Genomic DNA, 4,949 nt, shown 5'->3' with positions numbered 1-4,949 from the left:
GCGATGAACAGCGCACCCGAAGTGTAGAGCAGCGCCGGGCCTGTACGCAGCAAAGCCGCCTGCAGCGGCACCAGCAGTTCCACGACCACCAGGCTGAACCGCAGGCGCTCGCTCAAAAGGTTGATGACCCACGGCAGCGAGGCGACCGTAGAGCGTGTGGTGATGGCCACCATGAGAAGGGGCTGGCAGGTCTTGATCGTCGTCCAGTAGCTTCGTCGCGACCGGATGGCGATAATGGCAAAGGCGCCGGCAACGAATATGAGGCAGGAAAAACCCATCACCAGCAGGTAACCGCCCATCAGCGTGAGCGGCTTGGTTCCGGTCGACGCGGTCTGGTCCGCGATCAGGATGAAGGTTGCAAAGGGCAACCCCCAGATGAACCAGTTGGTCAGCACCGTACAGGCCCTGTAGACCGCGTTGAGCGCCTGCGTCAGGCTCATGGACGAGGGCTGGGGAATCTTCCCCATCGCGAGCCCGAAAAGCAGGCAGAACAGCAGAACCTGGATGGTCTGTCCCGAGGCCAGCGCATTGAAGACGTTGTTCGGCACCAGGTCGAGCAGGATCGAATGCCCGCCGCTGGGATCCCCATTGGAGGGCGGCGGCTGGAACGGGAAGGCGAGATCGGTGGACACGCTGCCTTGCGAATTGATGAACTCGCCAAGCTCGATGCGCGACTGGGGATTCTCGATCTGGCCCGGCTGCAGGATCAGCGACAAGGTGCCGCTCACCAGCACGGCCAGGAACGACACGACCAGCACGGCCATACCCACCTTACCGAGGTAGCGGACCGATTTCGGGTCCTGGACCATCGCCGTGATGGAGAAGATGACCGATGAGACCAAATAGGGCAGGACGACCATCTTTAGGAAATTCAGGTAGAGTTGTGCGACAGGGCTGATCGCATGGGCAAAGTCTGGATAGTAGAGGCCGCACAGGATTCCTGCAGCAATCATCGCAATCGTCGTCACCGGCGATCGCAAGATACGCCTTGCCGCGAGACGCCAATCGAAAGGCAGGGGTCCGGCTACGTCGGAGATGGCCATTGTCAGGCTTTGCTCCCCAGGCGATAGCGGGCGATGATCTCGTCCGTGTTGAGAATCTGCTGACCCCGCGCGAGGTCGAGATACAGATCGACAAAGGCCGCGAGATGCGGATTGTCCGGCCGCACGCCGACTGCGATCGTATCGACCTTGTCGGTCAGCGTGATGGAGCGCGCTACGACTGTCATCGACGGATCGTCGACCATCAGCTTCTTGATCTCGAAATCATCGCGATAGGCCATGTCGATCGTCCCGTTTCGGATCGCATCGATGATCAGGTCCCAGCTTGCCAAGCGATGGATTTGCGCATGTGGGAAAGTCGTGGCCGCATAAGTGGCGAAGGAAGAGCCCTCGATCACGCCGAGATCACCTGAGAAATCACGGACAATCTGTTCTGGCGGCTTGCCTTGCGCGATACGCGCCAGGTTGAGGCGGTTGGCGATCAGCCCTTGCCGCAGCATGGCGTAGGGGCGGGAATAGATGATCGACCGGCCGCGCTGAAGCGTCCTGCTGAGCTTGCCAATCGCCATGTCGGCCTGTCCGGAACTGACCTGTCTGACGATATCGTCGAACGTTGCGGCGGATCGGTCGAACACCGGCTCGACCCCAAGCGCCGCGGCGATGCCGTGGGCCAGTTCCATGTCTATGCCATTGTCCCCCGATCCGTCGGCCGGGAAGAACGGATTGGAAGCGAAGGCCGGCATTGCGATGCGCAAGGCATCGCCGCTCGCGATCGGCGTTGGGGCGTTCTCCGCCTGCTGTCCTGGAGTGTTGGCCGCCCGGGCTTGCGAGATCAGCAACCCGCCGCTCCCGGCCGCAAGCAGTGTACGACGTGTAACCGGCATACGCGTTCTCAATTAGACCGGGAAAGCCAGCAAGATGCACAACCGACGTTAAACAAACGTATATATTACACTGCGCTTTTTTATGTATTGGATAAGCAGCTCAGCGCCACAAAATATTAGTATCACCTAATGTAAAAGGAATGGCGGAAGGATCGCGTTACTTCCCGCCAGGCGATTAGTTGGCCCCTAGGCGATCAGCTGCACTGTCAAAACGTCTCTGCCCAGGGCCGCAGCTCAAGCTCCGAGCTCCAGGCGCTGCGATGCTGGGGATGGGTTGTAAGATAGGCCTCGGCGATGGCGTCCGGCGATAGACGGCGGTCCGGCCGGCCGGGATCGGCCACCTGTCCGGCCGGCTCGATCTGGCCGTCGATGATGAAGTGGGCGACGTGGATGTTCTGCGGAGCGAGCTCGCGGGCCATGGACTGCGCCAGGCCGCGCAGGCCGAATTTCGGCATGGCGAAGCCGGCTGAGCCGGGAAATCCCTTCACACTGGCGGTGGCGCCGGTGAACAGGATCGATCCGGAACCCCGCCCAAGCAGCCGGCGCGCCGCCTGCTGGCCGACCAGGAAGCCGCCATAGGCGCCGACCAGCAATGCCTGTTTGACCGCTTCGGCATCGAGCTCGGCGATCGGTCCGCGGGTGCGCGCGCTGGCGTTGAACACTGCAAGCGCCAGCGGGCCGGCCTTGTCTGCAGTGTCGAACAGGCTGGCGACGGACGCGACGTCGGCAACATCCGTCTCGACGGCCAGCGCACCGGTTTCGTCGGTCAGAGCGCTGAGCTTCTCGAAATTGCGGGCGGCCAGAATCACGCGAAAGCCTTCCTGGGTGAGAAGGCGCGCAAGCGAGGCGCTCAGACCAGCGCCGGCGCCTGCAATGACGGCCACATCGGATGCCATGATTTTTCACTCCTTGCGGATTTCGGCGGAAGCGTTCGCCAGATCAGGCAAGGTCGCGCCTTCGGGGCTGACAGGCAAGAGGTGGCATCTCGGCGGTTGTTGAGCCAGACGGCTGCAGAACCAACGTTGCGCGGTCCAGCATCGCCTGTGGCGCTACGAAGGCCGCTCGGCCTTCAGCACCGAGACCGCCGCTTCGACAGTGGCAAGGCTTGGACCTTGCCCGCCAACCGGATTCATCCGACCGATATTTTGACGGTAGAATCGTCAGGCTTCGCAAAGCTATCGGCGATCTCATCGATGGGGACTGGAGCATGGTCCCGAAAAGTGGGAAACGGTTTTCGGAAAAGATCATGCTCAACGAGGAAACGACTATGGAACCAATCTGGGCCGTCGGCCTGATGACCGGCACGGTGCTGGACGGCAACATCGACGTCGCGCTGATCAAGACCGATGGCGAACGCATCGAGGATTTCGGCACCTACCGGCTGATGCCCTATCCCGCGTCGATCCGCTCGCTGCTGGAAGAGACGCTGACGGAGGCGCGGGGGTGGAGTTTCGTTGGGCCGGAGCCGGCGATCTTCCGCACCGCGGAGGATGCCCTGACACGCGCGCAATCGGCGGCCGTCAAGGAGTTGGTCGAAGGCTATGGCATGACGATGGCCGATATCGGCATCGTCGGTTTTCACGGCCAGACCGTTCTGCATCGTGCGCCGCAGGTTGGACGGCTGGGCCAGACCCGGCAGCTCGGCGACGGTGAGCTGATGCATGCCATACTGGGCACCAAGGTCGCATACGATTTCCGCTCGGCCGACATGCGCGCCGGGGGGCAAGGCGCGCCGCTGGCCGCGGTCTATCACACCGCGCTGATGCGCAGCGCCGGTGCCAATGGCGAGGTCGCCGTACTCAATCTCGGCGGCGTCGCCAACATCACCTGGTGGGACGGCGCTGACAATGTCGTCGCCTTCGACACCGGCCCCGCCAACGCGCCGCTCAACGATTTCATCAAGTCGAAGGGGCTCGGCGAGATGGACCGCGACGGCGCGCTTGGCTGGGCGGGAACGGTCGACGAGGCCCGGCTCGCCAAGCTGCTGCAGCACCCTTATCTGAGCAAAGCCTACCCGAAATCGCTGGACCGTTTCGACTTCGGTGCCGCGATGGCGGACGGCCTGAATGCAGAGGATGGTGCGGCCTTGCTCACCGCGTTCACCGCCGGCGCCGTCGGCAAGGCACTCGACCTCTTGCCGCACCGGCCGAAGAAACTGGTGGTCAGCGGCGGAGGTCGCCATAATCCGACCATGATGGCGATGCTGGCCAGCCGCGCCGGCGTCGAGGTGGTGCAGGCCGAGAGCCTGGGCTGGAGCGGCGACGCGGTGGAGGCGGAATGCTTTGCCTTCCTCGCGGTTCGCGTGCTGCGCGGCCTGCCGATCAGTTTTCCGAGCACGACCGGCGCACCGCGGCCGATGCAGGGCGGAAAACTCGCCGGTTAAGCCAGTTTCTTCTGCAGGAAGATGCGGCTGCGGCCGACGGGGAAGTCGGCAAGTGTTCCAAAGGGCTGATAACCCTGGCGCTGATAGACCTTGGCGGCATTCGGATTGAAGGTGTCGATCCAGGCGTTTTGACAGCCGCGCGCCACCGCTTCATGTTCGGCCGCGTCCAGCATCTTGCCGGCCATGTGCTGGCCACGCAGCCGCTCATCCACCCAGAGCCATTGCACATAAAGCCATCCCCAGGCGGTGTAGCCGGAAATGCCGGCGACGACCGCGCCGGCGTCGTCGCGCACGAACACCGCAAGCGCATGCCTTTCGGACGCGCCGACATCGCCGTCGTTGAACGCCGTCAGCCTTTCGCTGAGAAAAGTGAGGTCTTGCGGCGAGGGATTTGCCGTCGTTTGCAGTGTCGTGTTCATCGCTTTTCCGAGATGGGTTGCGTATCGGCATCGCCGCCATTGCGAAATTCGGACGCGGCAATGCCGTAGCGCTTGAGCTTGTCATAAAAGGTCTTACGCGGCACGCCGAGCACGTCGATGGCGGCGCGCACGTCGCCGCCATGGTCGCGTAGCGCATCGCGGATCAGTTGCGCCTCATAGTGGCCGACCCGTTCGGGCAATGCTGCCGCAGGCTCCGGCGAATGCGCGCGAACCGTTTTCATCTCCTCGTCCGGGCCGAGAC

General features: G+C 63.0%; 6 protein-coding genes. 1 reads left to right on the top strand and 5 read right to left on the bottom strand.

The annotated features are described in order from the left end of the window. From EN969_RS16590 to EN969_RS16580, 3 genes are all read right to left on the bottom strand, one after another. A partial coding sequence (locus tag EN969_RS16590; RefSeq protein WP_245467451.1) for a cation:dicarboxylase symporter family transporter occupies nucleotides 1-953 on the bottom strand: 953 nt, incomplete at its 3' end. A gap of 92 nt (nucleotides 954-1,045) precedes the next feature. Continuing rightward, complete coding sequence (locus EN969_RS16585; protein ID WP_063167599.1) at nucleotides 1,046-1,885, bottom strand: transporter substrate-binding domain-containing protein; 840 nt, start codon at nucleotides 1,883-1,885, stop codon at nucleotides 1,046-1,048. 206 nt (nucleotides 1,886-2,091) lie between these two features. Next, on the bottom strand, nucleotides 2,092-2,781 hold the full coding sequence (locus EN969_RS16580; protein ID WP_063167598.1) for an SDR family NAD(P)-dependent oxidoreductase: 690 nt from the start codon (nucleotides 2,779-2,781) through the stop codon (nucleotides 2,092-2,094). Nucleotides 2,782-3,152: 371 nt separating this feature from the next. Here EN969_RS16580 and EN969_RS16575 point away from each other — a divergent pair, with 371 nt between their 5' ends. Continuing rightward, nucleotides 3,153-4,268, top strand: coding sequence for an anhydro-N-acetylmuramic acid kinase (locus EN969_RS16575; RefSeq protein ID WP_063170182.1), 1,116 nt, complete (start codon nucleotides 3,153-3,155; stop codon nucleotides 4,266-4,268). On the opposite strand, the gene EN969_RS16570 is transcribed toward EN969_RS16575, so the two are convergent. Both EN969_RS16570 and EN969_RS16565 read right to left on the bottom strand, forming a co-directional pair. Next, a complete protein-coding gene (locus tag EN969_RS16570) occupies nucleotides 4,265-4,687 on the bottom strand; it encodes a GNAT family N-acetyltransferase (RefSeq protein WP_063167597.1) in 423 nt (140 codons plus the stop codon). The genes EN969_RS16575 and EN969_RS16570 overlap by 4 nt on opposite strands. Beyond that, on the bottom strand, nucleotides 4,684-4,949 hold a 266-nt coding region (locus tag EN969_RS16565; RefSeq protein ID WP_281060012.1), incomplete at its 5' end, for a helix-turn-helix domain-containing protein. The genes EN969_RS16565 and EN969_RS16570, both read right to left, overlap by 4 nt.

Origin of the sequence: Mesorhizobium sp. M7A.F.Ca.CA.003.01.2.1 (assembly GCF_003998945.1) — a bacterium.
GTDB classification, from domain to species: domain Bacteria; phylum Pseudomonadota; class Alphaproteobacteria; order Rhizobiales; family Rhizobiaceae; genus Mesorhizobium; species Mesorhizobium ciceri.
The sequence above is the reverse complement of the archived record's forward strand: the minus strand, read 5'-3'. Positions and strand labels throughout refer to the sequence as shown.

Bases quoted from the DNA above. Each gene is read 5' to 3' on its own strand.
- EN969_RS16570 (WP_063167597.1), bottom strand. From the start codon at position 4,687: ATGAACACGACACTGCAAACGACGGCAAATCCCTCGCCGCAAGACCTC.
- EN969_RS16585 (WP_063167599.1), bottom strand. From the start codon at position 1,885: ATGCCGGTTACACGTCGTACACTGCTTGCGGCCGGGAGCGGCGGGTTG.
- EN969_RS16575 (WP_063170182.1), top strand. From the start codon at position 3,153: ATGGAACCAATCTGGGCCGTCGGCCTGATGACCGGCACGGTGCTGGAC.
- EN969_RS16580 (WP_063167598.1), bottom strand. From the start codon at position 2,781: ATGGCATCCGATGTGGCCGTCATTGCAGGCGCCGGCGCTGGTCTGAGC.